Here is an 18,156-nt window from a genome sequence, read left to right on the forward strand (position 1 = left end):
GCTTATCCGTTTGAGGCGAATGACGTATTAGGTATTGCAAACTTTGCTCTTAGGTTCTGCATATCTTCACTTACTTTCTTATCAAGAACTCTAGCGTAATGCTGAGTGGTCTGAATATTTTTATGACCTAGCATTTTACTAACACTTTCGATAGGAACTCCATTAGTCAAAGTTACAGAGGTCGCAAAAGTGTGTCGGGCCATGTGAAAAGTAATCTCCTTTGTGATTTGACATAAGTCACCAATTTCTTTTAAATACCCATTCATTTTCTGATTGCTTAATACTGGTAAAACTCTATCTTCATTTAAACACTTTGGATGGTTAGCATACTTTTTAATAAGTTCTTCAGGAATTGGCAACAATGGAATTTTGGATTTTGTGTCAGTCTTTTGACGGTTTTTAAATATCCATTTTTGTCCATCGATACCAATTCCTATATGATCCCGGTTAAGTCCTTTGACATCGACGTAAGCAAGACCAGTAAAGCAGCAGAAAATAAAAATGTCCCGCACAAGTTCCAATCTTGGTGTACGGAATTTCTTTGAGTAAATGTCTTTGATTTCTTCCTCGGTTAAAAATTCGGTCTCAACTTCTTTCATTTTTCCATCATACTTGACGAATGGGTCTTTTTCTAGCCAGTCATTATTGAGACAAATCTTTATAATCTTCCTGAAGTTTCGCACGTATTTAACAGCTGTGTTGTTATTGCAGTTTTTTTCACTTCTTAAATAGAAATCAAATTCAGTGATCATCGCAAAGTCGATTTTAGAAATGGCAATATCCTTAATATCGTATTTCCAAATTAGGAATTCTTCAAGATGTTTTAGTGAAATCTTAAAACGTTCAAGCGTTCCAGGTGCGTAGCCATTTCCAAGCAGCCCTTTGATCTTATCGTTATGCGCTTGGTAAATTGGAATAAGCATTCTGTCGCGATCTGTTTGGCCAAAGAGGTGCTTCCTAAAGTTGTCAATATTTACAGATTCCCGTTTATGCGTTAGCATGATCTCGATGTTTGTGACGTGTGCTTTCATCGAATCGAGATAGCTATTTATTGAACGGGCTTCTTCGGAGTTGCCTTTCATTTTCGACAGGTCTTCAGACCATTTGGATTTTTCAATGAGTTTTTTGGAACTGAATTCCAGACGTTCGCCATCTACGGTAAGTCGGACATAAAGAGGTAATAGTCCTGTGGCAACAGCTTTTTTACTTCTTAAGTAAAAATGCAAAGTGATTTTTTCTTTCATGGTGGTAACCTTTTAATTATTATTCAATTTATCTTTCTGAGCAATAACAAACAAGATGTACAAATTTTGAACAGGTGAGTGAACAGGTTGTTAGTACGGCTGTCTGTAAGGTCTTAGGAAATTTAGCGATGCCCCTTGTGACGATTTTTAAAAGGGCATCGCGTTTGTTTCGTAAGATTTAAGATTGAATGAATAATTCGCTACTTGCACAAAAGCAAAAAACCCCACAAATCGTAAGATTTGTGGGGTTTTGAAACTAATTGTATTTAAACTTGTGGGCGATGAGGGATTCGAACCCCCGACCCTCTCGGTGTAAACGAGATGCTCTGAACCAACTGAGCTAATCGCCCGTCTTGCGCTAAGTCATTTCTTCCTTATTGCGAGTGCAAAGATACACTACTTTTTTACTCCTGCAAGGTTTTTTGAAAAAAAATTACAAAATTTCTGCAACTACAAAGGTGCTTCCGCCTACATAAATAAAGTCATCAGGTGTTGCTTTTTTTGTAGCATTCGCATAAGCATTTGAAACAGAATTATATATTTCGCCTATAAGTCCAAAATTTTCGGCTCTTGCTGCCAAAATCTCAGCTTCTAGTCCTCGTGGAATATTTGGTTTGCAGAAATAATATTTTGCCTTTTTGGGGAATAAGGGTAGAATTTCTTCTAAATTTTTATCATTCACGACACCAAGAACGATGTGCAAATTATCAAATTTTTCTTTTTTTAATTGGTTTAAAACAATTGATAAACCATGAGCATTGTGTGCTGTGTCGCAAATTATTTTAGGGTTTTCGCCCAATTGCTGCCAACGCCCTTGAAGATTGGTGTTTTTAATCACATTTAAAAAACCATTCTTGATTGCTTCTTCCGAAACGGAAAGGAGTTGTTTGTTCTGCAATACTTTCAAAGTTTGTAAAACCGTTTTTTTATTGTGAAACTGATAATCGCCTAACAAAGCCGAAGGATAATCTTCCTGAACCAAATCGGAAGCAAAGTAAATTTCGGAATGCGTTTCATTTGCTTTAGCTTCAAAAACCGGTTTGGTTTCGATTACATATTCCCCAATAACCACAGGAATATTTGGTTTGATAATGCCGGCTTTTTCAGAAGCAATCGCTTTGAGCGTGTCTCCTAAAAACTGAGTATGGTCTAATCCTATGTTGGTAATCACAGAAACTAACGGCGTGATGATATTAGTAGAATCCAGTCTTCCGCCCATACCCACTTCAATAATGTTAATGTCTGTTTTTGCTGCCACAAAATAGTCAAAAGCCAATCCAACACTCATTTCAAAAAAGCTCAATTCATTGGCTTCAAAAAATGACTTATTTGTGTTGATAAAGTCACAAACATACTCTTCTGATATTGGTTGCCCATTAATGGTAATTCGCTCACGGTAATCTTTTAGATGTGGTGAAGTATACAACCCAACTTTATATCCGGCTTCTTGAAGAACGGAAGCGAGCAGGTGAGATGTTGAGCCTTTGCCATTGGTTCCGGCTACGTGTATGCATTTTAAAAGCTTTTCGGGATTGCCTAAATGATTGGCTAATAAAACCGTGTTGGTGATGTCTTTTCGATAAGCCGTTGCGCCTTGGGTTTGGTACATCGGTAACTTATTAAACATCCAATCAAGTGTCTCTTTATAAGTCATAATAAAAAAAGAATAGCTTTCGCTATTCTCCTAATTTGAAATTGATAACAATAAATCCGATTTGTGTTTCCGGAGCGTTACTATCGGATTGCCATTTGAATTTTCGCGCCGCAGATAGTGCCGGATTTACTAAACAAGGACTTGTGTTGTCGGTTCCTTGAGAGCGCTCAGCTTTGATTACATTTCCTTGACGGTTTACCCAAATTTTAACCACCACTTTTCCATACTCATTACAGTCTTGTACTTCTTTAGCGGGAGAACTTAATTTTCTTCCTTTTAAACCCCAACTGGTTCCGTTGCCGGATCCATTTCCCGTTCCGCTACCGAAAAAACTATTGGCATAACGGTCACCGTTTGGGTCGCCTTTATCTCCTGGTAAATTATCATTGCCGTGACTGGCTTCAGCACCGGTTGTTTTTGGGCCGTTAATCAAACTCTCCAAAGCACTAGTCGTAGTTTTTGATAAAGTTGGTTTGGGTTTAACGACTTCCTTAACTTCTTTTACGGGCTTTTTTGCATCCGTTTTCTTGATAACCGGAGCATCAGAATTGTCTTGTGTCGCTACTTCATCTTCCACCGCTTCTTGTGGCGGAGTATATTCCGGCTGTGGTGAAGATTTTACCGGTTCAAGCGGTTGTACTTCGCCTTGACCAACATCGGAAGTGCCAAAGTTGATGGCAATGCCATTTTCCGGCGGCGGATCCATATAAGTTAATCCAAAAAAGAAACACAACAGAAGCAGTATCACAAAAATTACCGTTGTGATGCCAAATGATTTTTTCTCTTCTTTGGTTTCTAAAAACTTCATGGTTTAGTTATTTAGGTCTTACGGCCAATACAATCTTCATTTGATTTCTATTGGCAATATCCATTACATAAACGGCTTTTTCAATAGGTACGCCTTCTTCTGCGCGAAGAATAATAGGCATATCTTTATTTTTAGCAGTCAGTGACAATAATTGTGCCTCAATGGAACTTTCTTCTATAGGTGTTTTATCAATATAGAATTGTAAGTCTTTGTTAATGCTAATTGAGATGCTTTTATTACTGTCAGTTTTTCCTTTTGCTTTAGGCAAAACTAAATCCAAAGCATTAGTGGTAACCATAGTGGATGTCAACATGAAGAAAATCAATAAAAGGAATACGATATCCGTCATTGACGACATATTGAATTCAGGACTAACTCTATTTCTACCTCTTAAATTCATCTTATTTCTTTTCGTTTAGTAAGTCAAAAAACTCAACGCCGTTCAGCTCCATTAAGTGAACTACTTTGTCTGTTTTTACCACTAAGTGGTTGTACCCGATGTAGGCAATTAAACCAACGATTAGTCCAACAACAGTAGTCGTCATGGCAGTATAAATTCCTTCTGCCAAAGCACCCACTTCAATTTGTCCTCCACCACTGGCCATTTTATGAAAAGCCATAATCATTCCGACTACCGTTCCTAAGAATCCGGTCATTGGACCTGCTCCTGCTATAGTCGCAAGCATACTGGTGTTTTTTTCCAAACGGTAAATTTCTAATTTTCCGGCGTTTTCAATAGCGGTATTAATATCCTCTAATCGATTGCCAATTCTGGAAATCCCTTTTTGTATTAATCTGGATACAGGAGAATTGGTGGAAGCACATAACATTTTGGCCGAATCGATTCTGCCGTTAGAGATGTGATCTTTAATTTGCATCATAAAATTGTTGTCTATTTTAGAAGCTGCATTAATGGCCATTAGCCTTTCAAAATACAAATAAAGCGCAAAGAAAAGCATGACAAATAAGGCGATCATGATGATTTGCCCGGCTAAGCCGCCACTGGTTAAAAGTTCCCAAATAGAAATGGTTTTCTCAACGGGTGCTACTTCTGCTAAAGCATCTTTGGCTACTGAAAGTGAGTCGGCTTGAAGAAATAAACTCATATGATTAATAGGTTTTAAATAGTTATTGGATTGATGTAAATATATTTATAATCTTTTGAAGTAAAAGAATATTTTAATTTTACTTTAACTTCTTAGGTATATAACGCAAAAAACATCAAAATATTATACCAATTGTTTCAGTGCAATTTCAAAAGCTGTCGCACTGATATTCTTCTTGTCGGAATTCAAAGCGTAGGCTTTATCCAAGGCTTTTTTAATCGTTTCTGAAATGTCGTAGAAGATGGCTTCGTCAGTCATTTGTACTTTTTTCTCCATGAAATAGGCAAAAACTCTCGCCATACCACAATTCGAAATAAAATCAGGAATCAAACTTACTTTGCTGTCTGTCTCTTCCATAATCGAGCCAAAAAATATTTCCTTATCGGCAAACGGAACATTCGCACCACAAGAAATCACATCCAATCCGTTAGCAATTAAGTTATCGATTTGGTCTTTGGTTACCAATCTTGAAGCCGCACATGGTGCAAAAATATCAGCACCTAATGTCCAAATTTTTTCATTGATTTCGGCAAACGGAATCATATTTTGGGCTACCAATTTATTACCATCTTTATTCAAGAACAACATTTTGATTTCTTCAAAAGAGAAACCTTCTTCGTTAATCACACCACCATCTCTGTCGATGATTCCGACAACTTTGGCGCCCATTTCGGCCAAATAAAAAGCAGCAGCCGAACCTACATTTCCAAAACCTTGCACAATCGCTTTTTTACCTTGTACATCGCCACCGTAAATGTTATAGTAATGACGAACCGCTTCGGCAACACCAAAACCGGTAATCATATCGGCTACAGTATATTTTCGCAGTACATCCGGAGAGAATTTCGGGTTTTCGATTACCTTAATTACACCGTGACGCAATTGTCCGATTCTGTTGATTTTATCAGCTTCTGTTGGTTTGAAATGGCCGTTGAAAACACCTTCTTGCGGATGCCAAACACCGCATTCTTCCGTAAACGGAATTACTTCGTGGATTTCGTCAACATTCAAATCGCCACCGGTTCCGTAATAACTTTTTAGCAAAGGAGAAACCGCTTTGTACCAACGTTGCAACACGCCTTTTTTACGCGGGTCATTTGGGTCAAAGTTGATTCCCGATTTCGCACCACCAATCGCCGGACCGGAAACAGAGAATTTTACTTCCATAGTCTTCGCCAAAGACAATACTTCATTCATGTCTAATCCTTTTCTCATTCGGGTTCCGCCACCGGCTGCACCACCGCGAAGTGAATTAATTACAGTCCATCCTTCGGCTTCTGTCTCAGCGTCTTTCCAGTTGAATACTATTTCGGGTTCTTTGTTTTCGAATTTTTTTAATAATTCCTTCATTGTGTTGTTAGTTTATTTGTGGTGCAAATATAAAAAATAGGTTCGTGTAAAGAGATGTTTTTGTCATAATTTGAGAGTTACGCGTCTAAATTGAAATTTTGAGATTGTGAGCTTTTACACAAAAAAAAGGAATTTTCATCTTGAATGAAAATTCCTTTTTTATGGATTTTTAAAATGAGAGCTATAACTGTTTATTTGACAAATTTAAAAGCTTTATTGTGGCTGTCTATTTTTAGTATGTAAATACCGCTGCGTAATACATTAATATCAATACTGTTTTCGACTTCCGAAAGTTTAGCAGAAATTATTTTCTGACCAGATATATTATAAATTGTTGCGTTTTGGCTACTTTCTAATCCGCTTACAGTAAGGGTTGTTTTGGAATTATAAATAGAAATAGTATTTAAGTTGTCAAAATCAGTTGTAGATAAATCAGCATCTTGTATTACAACCACTTTTCCTTGGTTGAGCAAAGTCATGTAGAGTTTATCTCCAATCAAAACAACATCTCTAAAATTAGCGTTAAATGGGGTTCCGTTAATATCTTGGTAAGTAGTATTTTTGGCTACATAGGTTAATGCATTTGCAGTATTAAGGTTTTTTGTTCCTACAAGATTTCCCTCAGTAACGAATATACTTGAGCCATTTACGAAAATTCCTTTATTAAAATTTAGCCCGCTAAAGTATTCAGATACCACAATCGGAGCAACTGTAGTATCAAATCCAAAAACCTTGCCCTCGCCACCTACAGATATAAGCAAGTTATTATTATAAAAAGTCATATCTCTAGCCTCATAATTTGAACTAAGATTACTCACTAAAACTGTGGCTGTAGGGTTAACGACAGCTGTATTTATTCTATGAATTTGAACCGTAAAGTTATCCTCACCGTCCGGATCAGTTTCGCTTGAAAAATAAATAAAAGATCCATTAGCTGTCAAAGAAGATACATACTGCATCGTGGTGTAAATTACATTTGCCGGAGCTGTCAGATTAGTTAAATCCAATGATATAATCCTGCAACCCAAAAAAGTATCTGTAGATTCAGAATAATTTTCTTCCGAGATATACATATTAGTACCGCTGATGGTCAGATTGGTCATGTAAAAATCTGTAGGTGCGGTGTATATAACCGTTGGATTAGGATCAGGAACTGTCGTATTTATTTTGTATATATTTCCGATTCCCTGTACATACAATGTCGTTCCTTGGGAAACCATTGCTGATGGTTCGGCTAAATTAGATACATAATCAATCGCTTCCTGTTGTGCATAGGCGTTGAAAAATCCGATACTTAAAAATGCTAATAGTAGTTTTGCTGTCATACGTTTTTTTTTACAAATATAATCATAAGACATGAGGAAGGCAACCCCTGAGAGTGATATTTATTTTTTAAAATTCTATTGTAACTATAAAAAAAGCAATAAATCTGCTTATTTTAAAGATTTGCAGAACGATAAATGCTTTTTATCAAGTGAAAATAGAGCCCGATGAATGATCCTTCTTCGCACCGGTAACACTACTCAATACATTAATCTCCTTGCGCAATTTCAACACGCCAAGTAATCCAAAAATCAATGCTTCTTTATACTCTAAAGTTTTAGCATCTGGAACGATGAGTGACAATTCAGGCAAATAATCTTGCATGCTTTCTAACAGAAAAGTATTGTAAGCACCACCGCCGGTAACGAGCATTTTGCCTTTTCTTTCCGGTAAAGCGAAAGCAGTTTGTTTGGCAATGTGTTTGATAAAAGTGTGCATTTTGTCTTCAAGACTAATGTCGTAACTTTCCATTAATGGCAATACAATCGATTTGACAAATTCAAAACCTAAAGATTTTGGATATGGTTTTTGGTAATAAGACAAGTTGTCTAATTCTTCCAATAATGTCATATCAGTTTCTCCCGAACGAGCGATATTGCCTTTGTCGTCATAAGCTAAACCTAATTTATTAGCGTAAAAATTCAAAACTGTATTCACCGGCGAAATGTCAAAAGCGATTCGTTTTCCGTCTTGTTCAAAAGACACATTCGAAAAACCTCCTAAATTCAAACAATAATCATATTCAGAAAATAGAATTCGGTCACCAATAGGCACTAGTGGAGCGCCTTGTCCACCCAATTTAACATCTTGTACCCGGAAATCACAAACGATCGTTTCGCCTACGATTTTCGCCATTTCTTTTAGATTTCCAATCTGTAAAGTGTAGCCGTTTTGTGGTTGGTGCAGAACGGTGTGTCCATGACTGCAAACCGCATCGAGATGGGTGATTTTGTGTTTGTTGATAAAATCCTTAATGATATTCCCCAAAAGAATCGTGTAGTCTTGATTCAATTGCTTTAATTCAGCTTTCGAAAAATCAACAGCCGTTCTCAATTTGTTTAACCAATCGTCGTTATACGAAACGGTCTCACTTTCAAGGATTTTATACTGCCATTTGTCTTTTAATACAGTGAAATTAATGTGTGCCAAATCAACGCCATCCAATGATGTGCCCGACATGACGCCGATAACGGTATAACTTTCTTTCAACATTGGCTAAATTTACGAAAACGTTTGAAATTTTAACTTTTAAATCCTATTTTTGCACACCAAAATTAAAGAAACAACAAACATAATCGTTACAATTTATGGATTTTAATTTAACCGAAGAGCAGTTAATGATTCAACAAGCCGCAAGAGATTTTGCTCAGGCGGAATTATTACCCGGCGTAATAGAAAGAGACGAACACTCTAAGTTTCCAACCGAGCAAGTCAAAATGATGGCGGATTTAGGATTCTTAGGAATGATGGTAGATCCAAAATATGGCGGCGCCGGATTAGACAGTGTTTCTTATGTTTTGGCGATGACCGAAATTGCCAAAGTGGATGCCTCGGCAGCAGTAATCATGTCGGTCAACAATTCACTGGTGTGTGCCGGAATGGAAAAATACTGTTCGGAAGAACAAAAAATGAAATATTTAGTGCCTTTGGCCAAAGGGGAAGTAATCGGAGCATTCTGTTTGTCAGAGCCGGAAGCCGGAAGTGATGCAAGTTCGCAAAAGACAACCGCCAAAGATATGGGCGATTATTACTTATTAAACGGTACAAAAAACTGGATCACTAATGGTGGAACTGCTTCAACTTATTTAGTAATTGCACAAACCGATGTCGAAAAAGGACACAAAGGAATCAATGCTTTTATCGTTGAAAAGGGTTGGGCAGGTTTCGAAGTCGGACCAAAAGAAAAGAAAATGGGAATCCGCGGAAGCGATACACATTCGTTAATGTTTACAGATGTAAAGGTTCCAAAAGAAAACAGAATCGGAGCAGACGGTTTCGGTTTCAACTTCGCTATGAATGTATTAAACGGCGGAAGAATCGGGATTGCTTCTCAAGCTTTGGGAATCGCAACCGGTGCTTACGAATTAGCGTTGAAATATTCACACGAGCGCAAAGCTTTTGGTAAAGAAATCTTCAAACACCAAGCGATTGCATTCAAATTGGCGGATATGTATGTAAAAATCACGGCAGCCAAATTATTAATCATGAAAGCGGCTTGCGAAAAAGATGAAGGAAAAGACATTGCACATTCAGGCGCCATGGCAAAATTATACGCTTCTGAAATTGCTTTAGAAGTAGCCAATGAAGCGGTTCAAATTCACGGAGGAAACGGTTATGTAGCCGAATACCATGTTGAAAGAATGATGAGAGATTCTAAAATCACTCAGATTTATGAAGGAACTTCTGAGATTCAAAGAATTGTAATTTCGAGAGGTTTGGTTTCTTAATCAAACAGCTAACAAATAGAAAAACCCTTTCAGTGTAAATATTGGAAGGGTTTTTTATTAGAATAAATTTATACATTTACGCTATGTATGAAGAGTTAAAATATTGGTATCTCCGCGATCATAAATTGTTTTGGACACTAAGCATGTCACAAATCAAGCAGTTGTGCATTATAACCGGTTTTAAAAAAGCCAAAAAAGGCGATATCATTTACTTTTCTTCTTCGGATTTGCCTAGGGTTTTTTTGCTTAAAAAAGGCAATATCAAAATTGTCTCTGTCGATGAAGACGGTAACGAAACTATTAAAGATATTATCGAGAAAGGCGATTTATTTGGCGAACTCGAACTCGATAGCGACAGAAACTCCAACGAATATGCTAAAGCCTTAACGGACGATATCATCATTTGTAGTTTTCTACTATCTGATTTTGAAGATTTGTTGTTGCGCAATCCAAGTTTGGCACTGTCTTACACCAAGTTTGTCGGACTAAAATTAAAACGCATCAAAAACAACTACGCCAATTTGGTTTCCAAAGACGCCAAAACCAGATTACTCACTTTTATCAAAGATTGGGCAGAGCGCGATGGTAAAAAAGACGGCAATAGAATCACGATTCAAAATTACCTTACGCAAAATGACATCGCTCAAATCATCTGTACTTCACGCCAAACCGCTACCGTTTTATTAAATGAATTAGAAGAAAATGGCTTGATGCATTACGGCAGAAAAGAAATTATTATAGAAGACATTTCGAAGTTAACTTAAATAAAACGCATGACTTTTGATCATTTTAGTGTCCGTTTATTAGAAATCTCCGATTTGGAAAAATACTTTTCGCTTGTAGAAAATAACAGAAAACGATTGGAGGACTTTTTTACAGGAACTGTCTCCAGAACAAAAACCTTTGAAGAAACAACGCAATTTTTAAAGGAATTACTTCAGAAGCGCGACGATAAATTATATTATCCATTTGTAATCGAGAATCTTGAAACCAAAGAATTGGTTGGTTTTATTGATGTCAAAAACATTGACTGGAATATTCCGAAAGCAGAATTAGGCTGTTACATCGATAAAGATTATGCCGGAAAAGGCATCACTACAAAAGCTTTTTCATTAGTTGTAGACCATTGTTTTGACCATTTTGGGTTTGCAAAACTGTTTTTAAGAACACACGAAAGTAATTTGTTTGCTCAGAAACTTGCTGACAGAAGTGGATTTCAGGTAGAAGGAAAAATTCGAAAAGATTATAAAACTACAAAAGGTGAAGTCGTGGATTTGATTTATTACGGTAAAATTAAAGCGTAAAAACAACGATTTTACTCCAACTGTAAACTAACCGACAAAACCGCTTTTCATGACGCTTTACTTTTGCGTTATCAAATTAGATAATTTAAAAATTAAACTCATGAACAAATCCATTTTATTTTTACTGTTTGCTTTTGTTTCAGTAACCGGTTTGGCTCAAAACTCAAGAGCAACCCATTTCAATTTAGAAAAAAAAGTTGCCATTCAGGGTTATGATCCGGTAGCTTATTTTACACAGAAAAAAGCAATCAAAGGAAAATCATCTCTTGCCTCAACTTATGAAGGTGTGATTTATTATTTTTCTTCTCAAGCGAATAAAGAAACTTTTGTTAAAAATCCTTCCGGTTACGAATCGCAATATGGCGGCTGGTGCGCTTTTGCTATGGGCGATTATGGCGAAAAAGTGGAGATTAATCCGGAAACATTTAAAGTTTTGGATGGGAAATTGTATTTGTTTTACAATGCTTATTTCAATAATACGCTCAAAAGTTGGAATAAAGACGAAACCAATTTGAAGAAAAAAGCCGATGCTAATTGGAAGAAGATTAGTGTTCAGTAATCTCCCGATAGCTATCGGGATAGTGTTCAGTAATACCCTTCTAAGTAGTCTAATAATCTAACAATCTAATAATCCAAAAAATGAAAAACCCAATTATATTCTGGGTTGTCAAGCTCGTCGCCGTGATAATTCTTGTACAAACGTTATACTTTAAATTCACCGCAGCCGAAGAAAGTGTGTATATTTTTCAAACTTTAGGCATAGAACCATTCGGCCGAATTGGTTCCGGTGTGGTCGAATTGATTGCCGCAGTTTTGATTTTAATTCCGAAAACAACATTACTTGGCGCATTTTTAGCATTGGGTACGATGTTAGGAGCGATTTTTTCTCATATATTTGTCTTAGGAATAGAAGTGCAAAATGATGGTGGAACGTTATTTATTTTGGCTGTCGTCACTTTAATAAGCTGTTTGCTTTTGGTGTATGCGGAACGAAATAAAATTCCGGATTTATTACGATTTAAATTGTAAAACTATTTTTGGATCAAAATCGTAATTATACAGTAAACAAACAAGAACTAAATATGCTTATTCCGGCCATCTACAAAACTCTCAATGAATTGTCAGGCTTGGTCTCGCAACTTTCAGACGACGATTATTGTTGTCCTTGTTATGACTTGAGCAATGCCACTATTGGTGAACACACACGTCACATTATTGAAATGTTTCAGTGTCTCGAAAACCAATATGAAAATGGCGTGGTCAATTATGATAACCGAAAGCGAGATTACCTGATTCAAACCAATACGGCTTTCGCCAAAGAATGCATCGATATCATTTTGAAACAAGTCGATAAACCCAATAAAAACTTGCAATTGCAACAAATCGTCGATGGGGAAGAATTGCTGATTGACAGTAATTACCAACGCGAGTTATTGTACAATTTAGAACATTGCATTCACCATCAAGCGTTAATCAAAGTCGCGATTATTCAATCTAAAACCATTGAAATTGATGCTGATTTTGGCGTAGCACGCTCAACTATCGAATACCGAAAACAATGTGCACAGTAAGTTTTGTCAATGCCAATGGTAAAATCATCATTACATCTAATCGTGATGAGAAAATAATTCGCCCGAATGCCATTGAACCCAAAACGTATCTCCTAAACGATAAAAAAGTCATTTTTCCCAAAGACAACAAAGCCGGTGGCACTTGGTATGCCATTGACGAGCATTCCAATGTTTTGGTTTTATTAAATGGTGCTGAAGAAAAGCATGTTTTAAAAGACAGTTATCGAAAAAGTCGCGGTTTAATCGTACTCGATTTAATCGGCAGCGAATCGCCTTTGGAAGCTTGGAAAGCTATCGATTTAGACCATATAGAACCGTTTACTTTAGTGTTATTCGAAAACCAAAATCTCTATCAATTGCGTTGGAATGAGTTGGAGAAAAGCACTTTAGCCTTGGAAACGAATCAAAGTCACATTTGGTCATCTTCCACTTTATATTCGTCAGCAGTTCGAGAAAAAAGAGCAAATTGGTTTTCTACTTTTCTAGATACCCAACCCGAAGTCAATGAAGAAGAATTGTTCAATTTTCACCGTTATACAGAAGAAGACAACAACGAACACGGTTTAGTCATCAACCGAAATGATATTTTAAAAACACTAAGCATCACCCAAACCATTATCGAAAAAAACAAAGTCAGTATTCATTACAATGATTTGATTACTGAACGCGATTTTTCTAACGTATTTCTATCCTTGTAAGAATTCATAATTTACAATTCGTAATTCATAATTAATTTGAGATTATTTTTCCACAAACTATTCCATTGGGAATATTGGCCATTCCAAATTGTTTATATCCCGATTTATTTCCTTTGGGCTTATTATGCTTTGAAAGCACGAACGATTTTCTTTTTCAATACTTGTAACCCAACGATGCGAAACGGCGGATTTATCATGGACAGTAAGATTGAAATCTATGATTTGATTCCGCAACAGTTTTACCCGAAAACCGATTTTGTCAAAGAACAATTGCCTTTTGAGGAAGTCGAAAATATACTAACCAATTCTAAGATTGATTTCCCTTTTATTGCCAAACCTGATATTGGTTTGCGTGGTTCGGCAGTCAAAAAAATTAATTCAATTGAAGACTTAAAAAGTTATCACAGCAAAGCCAATTTTGATTATTTAGTGCAAGATTTGATTCTGTTTCCCAATGAAGTCGGGATTTTTTATGTCCGTTATCCGCATGAAAAAAAAGGTAGAATTACCGGAATTGTCGCCAAAGAATTCCTAATCGTTGAAGGCGATGGTTGTTCAACAATTGAAGAACTATTGAAAGCCAATCCGCGATATGAATTTCAGTTGAAAGCATTACAAAAAGAATATGGCAGCCAACTCAAAGACATTTTGGTAAAAGGTGAAAAAAGAAATCTGGTTCCGTATGGTAATCATGCTCGAGGCGCTAAATTCTTAGATTACAGTCATTTAATTTCTCCGGAATTGACTAAAGTGATTGATGATATGTGTCTGCAAATTGAGGAATTTTATTTTGGGCGAATGGATTTAATGTACAATACTTGGGCCGAATTAGAACAAGGAAAAAACTTCTCCATAGTTGAATTAAATGGCGCGGCAAGCGAACCAACACACATTTACGACCCGAAACATTCGCTGTTTTTTGCTTGGAAAGAATTGGCGCGACACATTACCTATATGTTCGAAATCAGTGTCGCCAATCACAAACGCGGTTACGATTATTTGCCACACAAAATCGGAATGGAGCAATACAATTTGCATTTGGAACAAAGTAATAAAATTGTGAATTTTTAAAATAATAATTACTTTGTCATTCCGAGGCACGAGGAATCTCATAATCTGATGCGATTTCTCTCTCGTCCCAAAAGACGAGACGAAATGACAAACTATACAACATGCAAAACCTAAAAAACATATTCGTTGGTTTTATGGTGAGTTTCATCGGGTCGATTCCTTTGGGATACTTGAACGTTGTCGGTTTTCAGGTTTATGAAAGATTAGGTTTGTCGCCAACGGTTTTGTACTTATTGGGCGTAATTATTATTGAGTTCTTCGTGATTTATTTCACTTTAATTTTCGCCAACAGCTTAGCGGCTAATAAAAAACTAACCAAGTATATTGAAGGTTTTTCGATTGTATTTATGTTGCTACTAGCGTATGTTTTTTATTCTAGTGCCAATGCTAAAAGTGATTTTTCAACCACTTTTAATTATGCGCCATTCTTTTTGGGCATAGTATTGAGTAGTTTAAACTTTATTCAAATTCCGTTTTGGACCGGTTGGAATCTTTGGCTTTTAAACGGAAATTACATTGAAATTTCAGGAACTAGAAAATATGTCTTTGTTGTGGGAACGATTCTCGGAACATTTTGCGGCATGCTGACGTTGATTTTGGCACTGCATTACTTTGCTTCTAATGTTGATTTTTTGGCAAAATATTTAATGCAGATTATCATTCCGTTGGTGTTTGTGGGATTTGGAATTTTGCAAGGATATAAATTTTGGAAGAAATATTTCTGATGGTTTTCAAATCCTTACTTTTAGTATATTTACGACAAGAAAGAAACACATGAAGAATATCATCATTACAGGAACTTCGCGTGGCATTGGTTACGAATTGGCTTTACAATTTGCCCAAGCCGGACATCAAGTCTTAGCCATTTCCAGAAAAACACCACAAGCTTTAATCGAAAACGAGAACATCACTTGTCTGTCAGTTGATTTAGGCAACGAAGAAGAATTGGTTGAAGTCGAAAAATTTCTAGCTACTGCTTGGAAACAAGTCGATATCATCATTCACAACGCCGGATGTTTAGTCAACAAACCTTTTGCCCAACTTACGCAAGCCGATTTTGAAAATGTTTACAGCGTCAATGTTTTTGGTGTGGCCAATTTGACTCGTGTTTGTTTGCCGTATTTGGAAAAAGGAAGTCATGTAGTTTCCATCAGTTCGATGGGTGGCATCCAAGGCAGTATGAAATTCCCGGGATTAGCGGCTTATAGTTCAAGTAAAGGTGCTGTAATTACGCTGTCAGAGTTATTGGCCGAAGAGTACAAAGAACAAGGCATCGCTTTCAATGTTTTGGCACTCGGAGCGGTGAATACCGAAATGTTACAAGAAGCTTTTCCGGGTTACGAAGCGCCAACTTCAGCCAAAGAAATGGCCGACTACATTTTCAATTTCGCGCTAACCGGAAATAAGTATCATAACGGAAAAGTGATTCAAGTTTCATCATCAACGCCTTAAATAGTTATGAATTATGAGTTATAAGTTATGAGTGAAAGCATTATTAAAGCAAAGAGTTTTGAATTAGCCGTTCTAGGAATTAGATTCTACAAGAGTTTAGTTTCTGATAAGAAAGAGTTTGTTATGAGTAAACAGTTTCTTCGTTCCATTACTTCAGTTGGTGCCAATGTTAGAGAAGCAGTAAATGCTCAAAGCAAAGCAGATTTCATTCATAAATTAGCCGTTTCTCAAAAAGAATGCGACGAAACAATGTATTGGTTAGAACTTTTAAAAGAGACAGATTATATTTCAGTAGAAGAATTTAAAAGTATTTATCCCAAATGCGAAGAAGTTTTAAAAATCATAAGAAGCATCATTATCACATCAAAAAGCAACTCATAACTCATAATTTATAACTCATAACTCCTTGAGCGAAGTCCTTCAAAAATACCTTCCCGAACACGCTGTTCTTTCTTGCTTTGAGCTAATCAAAAGCAACAATGTGCATTTGAAAATTGTCAACGAACGACAAACCCGTCATGGCGATTATCGCCGCGCAGTAGGAGGAAAGCATGAAATTACGGTGAATGCCAATTTGAATAAGTATCGTTTTCTGATTACGTTGGTGCATGAAATTGCGCATTTGGTGGCTTATGAAAAATTCGGACGATTAATCAAACCACATGGGAACGAATGGAAGCATACGTTTCAAAGATTAATGGTGCCGTTTATACGGCCGGATATTTTTCCGCATTCGGTGTTGCCTTTGGTGGCGAATCATTTCCGAAATCCAACCGCGAGTAGTGATACCGATGCAAAGTTGGCTTTCGCTCTAAAACAATTTGACGAGAGAAAATCCGATATTCATTTTGTACACGAAGTGCCAAGCGGTAGTTTATTTAGAATCAAAAACGGAAGAATCTTTCAGAAGAAAGGCTTGCGTGTAAAGCGCTACGAATGTCTCGAAGTCAAAACCGGGAGATTGTATTTGTTTAACGCCAACGCTGAGGTAGAAATAATTCCGGGATAATAGGATAAAAAAACTCAGCAACTTAGTACCTTAGCAACTTAGTTACTTTCAGAAAAATGAACAACAATTATTACGCAATATTAATGGCCGGTGGAGTCGGGTCAAGATTTTGGCCGGTCAGCACCACCGATTTTCCAAAGCAGTTTCACGACATGTTAGGTTCGGGTGATACCTTGATTCAAAAGACTTTTAGTCGTTTGGCCAAGTTGATTCCGACAGAGAACATTTTGATACTAACTAACGAGCGGTACAACGGTTTGGTTTTGGAACAATTGCCTATGGTAAAACCAGAGCAAGTTTTGTTAGAACCAGCAATGCGTAATACGGCGCCTTGTATTTTATATGCTTCGCTAAAAATTCAGAAAATGAATCCCGATGCCGTTATGGTTGTCGCGCCAAGCGATCATTGGATAGAAGATGAAGCCGAGTTTGCGAACAATTTGCAACAATGTTTTGATTTTTGTCAAAAGGAAAATGCTTTGATGACCTTAGGAATTCAACCGACTTTTCCAAACACCGGTTTTGGTTATATCGAATTTGATAAATCAGATAATAATCCGATAAAAAAAGTGAATCAGTTCAGAGAAAAACCAGATTACGAAACAGCCAAATTATTTTTAGAAGCCGGAAATTTTCTTTGGAACGGCGGAATTTTTATTTGGAGTGCAAAATCGATTACACAAGCTTTTGAGAAATTCCAACCCCAAATGAATGCTTTGTTCCAACAAGGTGCTGATAATTATAATACGTCGAATGAAAAGCAATTTATCATAGACAATTACAGTAAAGCCGAAAATATATCAATCGATTATGCTATAATGGAAAAGGCTGAAAACGTCTATGTTTTGCCCGCAACTTTTGATTGGAACGACTTGGGAACATGGGGTTCACTACATGAAAAACTTGATAAGGATGAGCAGAATAATGCAGTCGTAAATGCGACAGTAATTTTGGAAAATGCTTCTAATAATATCATTCGTTCTGACGCTAAAAAGCTTGTGGTTATTGATGGTTTAGATGATTATATCATTGTGGATAATGAAAACGTATTGATGATTTACCCCAAAAGTAAGGAGCAAGATATCAAGAAAATTACCGCTAGAGCAAACGAATTATAAA

Annotated in this window: 21 protein-coding genes and 1 tRNA gene; 13 read left to right on the top strand and 9 right to left on the bottom strand. The window is 36.6% G+C overall.

The genetic code is table 11. From position 1 onward, the window contains the following. Positions 1 to 2: 2 nt before the first annotated feature. The 9 genes from C8C84_RS06690 to C8C84_RS06730 all read right to left on the bottom strand — a co-directional run bounded on the left by C8C84_RS06690 (position 3) and on the right by C8C84_RS06730 (position 8,697). A complete protein-coding gene (locus C8C84_RS06690) occupies positions 3 to 1,244 on the bottom strand; it encodes a site-specific integrase (protein WP_121312795.1) in 1,242 nt (413 codons plus the stop codon). Positions 1,245 to 1,519: 275 nt separating this feature from the next. Further along, a tRNA-Val gene (locus C8C84_RS06695) sits at positions 1,520 to 1,594 on the bottom strand. A gap of 83 nt (positions 1,595 to 1,677) precedes the next feature. Further along, positions 1,678 to 2,898 carry a folylpolyglutamate synthase/dihydrofolate synthase family protein gene (locus C8C84_RS06700; RefSeq protein WP_121312796.1) on the bottom strand — a complete coding sequence of 407 codons (1,221 nt, stop codon included), beginning with the start codon at positions 2,896 to 2,898 and terminating at the stop codon, positions 1,678 to 1,680. Between the two features lie 22 nt (positions 2,899 to 2,920). Continuing rightward, positions 2,921 to 3,706, bottom strand: coding sequence for an energy transducer TonB (locus C8C84_RS06705; RefSeq protein WP_121312797.1), 786 nt, complete (start codon positions 3,704 to 3,706; stop codon positions 2,921 to 2,923). Between the two features lie 7 nt (positions 3,707 to 3,713). Then, the gene (locus C8C84_RS06710) at positions 3,714 to 4,106 is read right to left on the bottom strand and encodes a biopolymer transporter ExbD (protein ID WP_121312798.1); all 393 of its coding nucleotides are present in this window, start codon (positions 4,104 to 4,106) and stop codon (positions 3,714 to 3,716) included. A 1-nt stretch (position 4,107) separates the two neighbouring features. Then, a complete protein-coding gene (locus C8C84_RS06715) occupies positions 4,108 to 4,812 on the bottom strand; it encodes a MotA/TolQ/ExbB proton channel family protein (protein WP_121312799.1) in 705 nt (234 codons plus the stop codon). A 123-nt stretch (positions 4,813 to 4,935) separates the two neighbouring features. Further along, positions 4,936 to 6,162, bottom strand: coding sequence for a Glu/Leu/Phe/Val dehydrogenase dimerization domain-containing protein (locus C8C84_RS06720; protein ID WP_121312800.1), 1,227 nt, complete (start codon positions 6,160 to 6,162; stop codon positions 4,936 to 4,938). 191 nt (positions 6,163 to 6,353) lie between these two features. Then, positions 6,354 to 7,487: a T9SS type A sorting domain-containing protein gene (locus C8C84_RS06725; RefSeq protein ID WP_158592550.1), complete on the bottom strand. Its 1,134-nt coding sequence runs from the start codon at positions 7,485 to 7,487 to the stop codon at positions 6,354 to 6,356. A 145-nt stretch (positions 7,488 to 7,632) separates the two neighbouring features. Next, positions 7,633 to 8,697 (bottom strand): anhydro-N-acetylmuramic acid kinase, encoded by a 1,065-nt coding sequence (locus C8C84_RS06730; RefSeq protein ID WP_121312802.1) that lies wholly within the window; start codon positions 8,695 to 8,697, stop codon positions 7,633 to 7,635. 95 nt (positions 8,698 to 8,792) lie between these two features. Between C8C84_RS06730 and C8C84_RS06735 the strand changes: the two genes are divergently transcribed. The 13 genes from C8C84_RS06735 to C8C84_RS06795 all read left to right on the top strand — a co-directional run bounded on the left by C8C84_RS06735 (position 8,793) and on the right by C8C84_RS06795 (position 18,155). Next, positions 8,793 to 9,932, top strand: a complete 1,140-nt coding sequence (locus C8C84_RS06735; protein ID WP_121312803.1) for an acyl-CoA dehydrogenase family protein — start codon at positions 8,793 to 8,795, stop codon at positions 9,930 to 9,932. Between the two features lie 83 nt (positions 9,933 to 10,015). Beyond that, positions 10,016 to 10,696 (top strand): Crp/Fnr family transcriptional regulator, encoded by a 681-nt coding sequence (locus tag C8C84_RS06740; protein WP_121312804.1) that lies wholly within the window; start codon positions 10,016 to 10,018, stop codon positions 10,694 to 10,696. A gap of 9 nt (positions 10,697 to 10,705) precedes the next feature. After that, positions 10,706 to 11,236, top strand: coding sequence for a GNAT family N-acetyltransferase (locus C8C84_RS06745; RefSeq protein WP_121312805.1), 531 nt, complete (start codon positions 10,706 to 10,708; stop codon positions 11,234 to 11,236). A 100-nt stretch (positions 11,237 to 11,336) separates the two neighbouring features. After that, complete coding sequence (locus C8C84_RS06750) at positions 11,337 to 11,795, top strand: YHS domain-containing (seleno)protein (RefSeq protein ID WP_121314997.1); 459 nt, start codon at positions 11,337 to 11,339, stop codon at positions 11,793 to 11,795. Between the two features lie 80 nt (positions 11,796 to 11,875). Beyond that, entirely contained in the window at positions 11,876 to 12,265 is a 390-nt protein-coding gene (locus C8C84_RS06755; protein ID WP_121312806.1) for a DoxX family protein, read from the top strand. 8 nt (positions 12,266 to 12,273) lie between these two features. Then, positions 12,274 to 12,807, top strand: a complete 534-nt coding sequence (locus C8C84_RS06760) for a DinB family protein (protein WP_349680456.1) — start codon at positions 12,274 to 12,276, stop codon at positions 12,805 to 12,807. After that, the gene (locus C8C84_RS06765; RefSeq protein ID WP_121312807.1) at positions 12,795 to 13,505 is read left to right on the top strand and encodes an NRDE family protein; all 711 of its coding nucleotides are present in this window, start codon (positions 12,795 to 12,797) and stop codon (positions 13,503 to 13,505) included. Before C8C84_RS06760 ends, C8C84_RS06765 begins: the two co-directional genes overlap by 13 nt. Positions 13,506 to 13,541: 36 nt before the next feature. Continuing rightward, positions 13,542 to 14,576: a D-alanine--D-alanine ligase gene (locus tag C8C84_RS06770; RefSeq protein ID WP_121312808.1), complete on the top strand. Its 1,035-nt coding sequence runs from the start codon at positions 13,542 to 13,544 to the stop codon at positions 14,574 to 14,576. A gap of 101 nt (positions 14,577 to 14,677) precedes the next feature. Next, a complete protein-coding gene (locus C8C84_RS06775) occupies positions 14,678 to 15,301 on the top strand; it encodes a hypothetical protein (RefSeq protein ID WP_121312809.1) in 624 nt (207 codons plus the stop codon). Between the two features lie 49 nt (positions 15,302 to 15,350). After that, positions 15,351 to 16,028, top strand: a complete 678-nt coding sequence (locus tag C8C84_RS06780; RefSeq protein ID WP_121314999.1) for an SDR family oxidoreductase — start codon at positions 15,351 to 15,353, stop codon at positions 16,026 to 16,028. A gap of 27 nt (positions 16,029 to 16,055) precedes the next feature. After that, positions 16,056 to 16,409 (top strand): four helix bundle protein, encoded by a 354-nt coding sequence (locus C8C84_RS06785; RefSeq protein ID WP_121312810.1) that lies wholly within the window; start codon positions 16,056 to 16,058, stop codon positions 16,407 to 16,409. A 25-nt stretch (positions 16,410 to 16,434) separates the two neighbouring features. After that, complete coding sequence (locus C8C84_RS06790; protein ID WP_121312811.1) at positions 16,435 to 17,037, top strand: SprT-like domain-containing protein; 603 nt, start codon at positions 16,435 to 16,437, stop codon at positions 17,035 to 17,037. 56 nt (positions 17,038 to 17,093) lie between these two features. Beyond that, entirely contained in the window at positions 17,094 to 18,155 is a 1,062-nt protein-coding gene (locus tag C8C84_RS06795) for a mannose-1-phosphate guanylyltransferase (protein ID WP_121312812.1), read from the top strand. Position 18,156: the final 1 nt, after the last annotated feature.

This window comes from Flavobacterium sp. 102, assembly GCF_003634615.1.
GTDB lineage: Bacteria > Bacteroidota > Bacteroidia > Flavobacteriales > Flavobacteriaceae > Flavobacterium.